This window comes from Roseateles sp., assembly GCF_031397715.1.
Lineage (GTDB): Bacteria > Pseudomonadota > Gammaproteobacteria > Burkholderiales > Burkholderiaceae_C > Paucibacter_A.
Genome location: NZ_JANNMI010000385.1, coordinates 1 through 2,901, shown reverse-complemented (window position 1 = coordinate 2,901; position 2,901 = coordinate 1). Strand labels below are relative to the sequence as shown.

The window sequence follows — 2,901 nt, the reverse complement described above, 5'->3', positions numbered from 1 at the left end:
GGCACCGGCCCGCTCCAGCAGCAACTGCCCTGCCGCCGTTGTCTTCAGCTGGTCGCCAGCCTCAAGGCCCAAGGGACCTGCCTGTTGGGTCGTTCACCTGTCGGACGATTTACCTGAAGGGCCATTTAACTGACGGGCCATTTAACTGACGGAAAAGGGGGCGCGGTGCTCAGTGGCGCGCCCAGCAGGACTCGAACCTGCAACCGCCCGCTTAGAAGGCGGGTGCTCTATCCGGTTGAGCTATGGTCGGGCATGAGCTGTTTACAGCTCAATGGGGCCGCGATTGTGCCATGAGCCGGCTCTGGGTCAGTTCAGCAGCACATTGACGATCGCGTTGCCAATGCCCATCAGGGCCGCACCCGAAATCAGACCGGCGCAGATCGGCTCGCAACCATCGACCCAAAGGCGATTGCCGGGTGTACCTGCCGCCTTGTACTTGCGCCCCATATGCCAGAACAGCAAAGCGCCTATCCACATCGCAAAAACCGACTCCGGCGGCAACACCACACCCAGGCCGATCGACACCGATGAAAGTGGAAAACGGCCCTTGCTGACGATGCGCATCACCTCGATCGCCACCGCACTGACAAAGGCAACAAACATCGCCACCAAAGCGGAAGCCGGCAAACCCTGCAAGCCCTTGGCGATCAACTCGGCCACGCCCTTCCACTGCAAGGCACCCGGCATCGCGAACTGCTCGGACACCAAGGTGGCGGTTGACCGCACGCCGTTCGCGTCGGCCGGCAAGAAGAGCAGAAAGTACAAAGGCACGCAGGCGATCACACCGGCAAAGATGCCGATCACATGGCCGATAGCCTGATGCCTAGGCTTGCCGCCCAACATATAGCCGGGCTTGATGTCCGACAGCAGGTTGGCGGCATTCGAGGCGATCTCGGCCGTCATGCCGGCCGGCAGCAGGTTGCTGGCGGGGTTGGTGCGGTCGATCGCGCCCATGGTGAATTGGGTGATCTTTGACAGGGCACCGGTAGGCGTCCACGAAGTCAGGGCCATTGCATTGGTGCAGATGATGGTCAGCACGAAAATCAGTGGCAAGGAGACCAGGGCCAAGAACATCGGAACACCGAAGAACACATGCGTGACCCAAGCGCCCAAGAAGCCGAAAATAGGCACGCCGACATAGGAAATCCACAGCGGCACTTCGATGCCTGCCAGCACATCAGGCCCTTGCTCGGCGGCAGCTGCCTTGCCCTTCTTCTTGAACATACTCATGAAGAGTTCGGGCTTGGCCAGCAAGCTGACGATGGAGCCGGTCACCATCATCGTCACCCCCCACCAGAGCGACCATTGATTGACGATCTCGGCGCGCGAAATCGCCACCACCGCGCCGGAAGGCGAAATGCGCTGGGCGATCTCGCCGGCGTTGATCATGATGGGCGCCAAGATCACAAAGTTGATGAAGGAGCCCAGCAGGCAGCTGGTGGCGACGGCAATACCCATCAAGCCGCCCACCCCAATCATGGCCGCGTCAAGCGTGAATCGAAGGCCCAAGACGCGGAAATCGACGCCCTGAATGTTGGGCATCCACAATTCCATCTTGGTCGCAGCTTGGTAATAGTAGGTATCCAAGCGTTCATGCAAATGCCAAGGCTCGGTCATGCCCGCCCATTGGTCCATGCGCAAAATCTTGAACTGTAAGAGCTTCATCCAGCCATCACTGACGATGGCCTGGTAGAGCGCCGTGAAGCCGGCAACCACGCCGAGCAAGCGAGCCTTGTAGACGCCCTCGCCGGCATCGCCGGTGTAGAGCGAGTCCAGCACCACACCGCTGGCCCGGCCCTCCGGGAAAGGCAGTTGCTCCTCGTTGATGAAGCGCCGCTTCATCGGGAAGGCCACCAGCACGCCCAAGATCGAGATCACGATCATCCAGATCATCATCTGCCACCAGGGGATGATGCGGCCGGTAATCAACATATAGGCCGCCAGGCTGGAATACAGCGGCGCCACCACATAACCGGCTGCCGTGGCGATCGATTGGGTGCAGTTGTTTTCCAGAATCGAATAATCCTCGGTCACCCCTGCGGCGTGCAGCGCCCGGAAAATCGCGAAGGACAGAATCACCGAGGTCAGACCGACGCCGATGCCAATGCCGGTTTTGCCGCCGATATAGAGCGAGGTCGCGGCCAACACGGCCCCGAGCAAGAACCCGGTCAAGGCGGCGCGCAAGGTCAGCTGCGGCATGCTGCCTCGGTAGACATTGCTGAACCACCATTGGTCTTTTTGCGCCCGGGTCCAGGTGCGGATCTGCTCGTCGGTCAGTTGTAGGATAGCCATGAAGAAAGAAGAATAGTTGCGGGCATGGTGTTGCCCTGAGCCGCGGATTTTGTCCGCACTGGCTTACTCGGAGAAGCCGAGGATACCCAGGGCAGCCCTCAAAAAATGACCACCGATAGCACAAATAGGAGACTCGATCCTCAAATGAGAAAACCCGCTGAAAGCCAAGCTCGCAGCGGGTTTATCAATGATGTATTGGTCGGGGCGGTGGGATTCGAACTCACGACCCTCTGCTCCCAAAGCAGATGCGCTACCAGGCTGCGCTACGCCCCGACTAAGACCGCCATTCTAGCCTTATTTTCAATGACTGCGCAAGGCCTTTCTTGAAATACCAAAAACAAGCGCAAACTTCAGCCTGCGGTGAGTGCATGTGCCCGCGCCCAAGAATCATCAATCTGACGCCACCATGGCCAATAGTTTCATGCCTTTGTGTCAAAATCAAACGGCACAAAAACCAGCCACGCAAGCGCAACGCCGGCAACACAGTCCGGCCAGCCCAAGGACAATTCATGAGCAGCGACCTGATTAAACATATTTCCGATGCATCTTTTGACGCCGACGTGATCCAAGCCGGCAAGCCCGTGCTGGTCGATTACTGGGCCGAATGGT

2 protein-coding genes and 1 tRNA gene are annotated in these 2,901 nt (G+C 58.9%); 1 reads left to right on the top strand and 2 read right to left on the bottom strand.

What is annotated here, in order from left to right; translation table 11 throughout:
• Positions 1–306: 306 nt before the first annotated feature.
• Entirely contained in the window at positions 307–2,292 is a 1,986-nt protein-coding gene (locus tag RMO57_RS16665) for an OPT family oligopeptide transporter (RefSeq protein WP_310388504.1), read from the bottom strand.
• 196 nt (positions 2,293–2,488) lie between these two features.
• Positions 2,489–2,565, bottom strand: a tRNA-Pro gene (locus RMO57_RS16660).
• Between the two features lie 236 nt (positions 2,566–2,801).
• Here RMO57_RS16660 and RMO57_RS16655 point away from each other — a divergent pair.
• A partial coding sequence (locus tag RMO57_RS16655) for a thioredoxin family protein (RefSeq protein ID WP_414896447.1) occupies positions 2,802–2,901 on the top strand: 100 nt, incomplete at its 3' end.

Coding starts and splice junctions, on each gene's coding strand:
- RMO57_RS16665 (WP_310388504.1), bottom strand. CDS start 2,292: ATGGCTATCCTACAACTGACCGACGAGCAGATCCGCACCTGGACCCGG.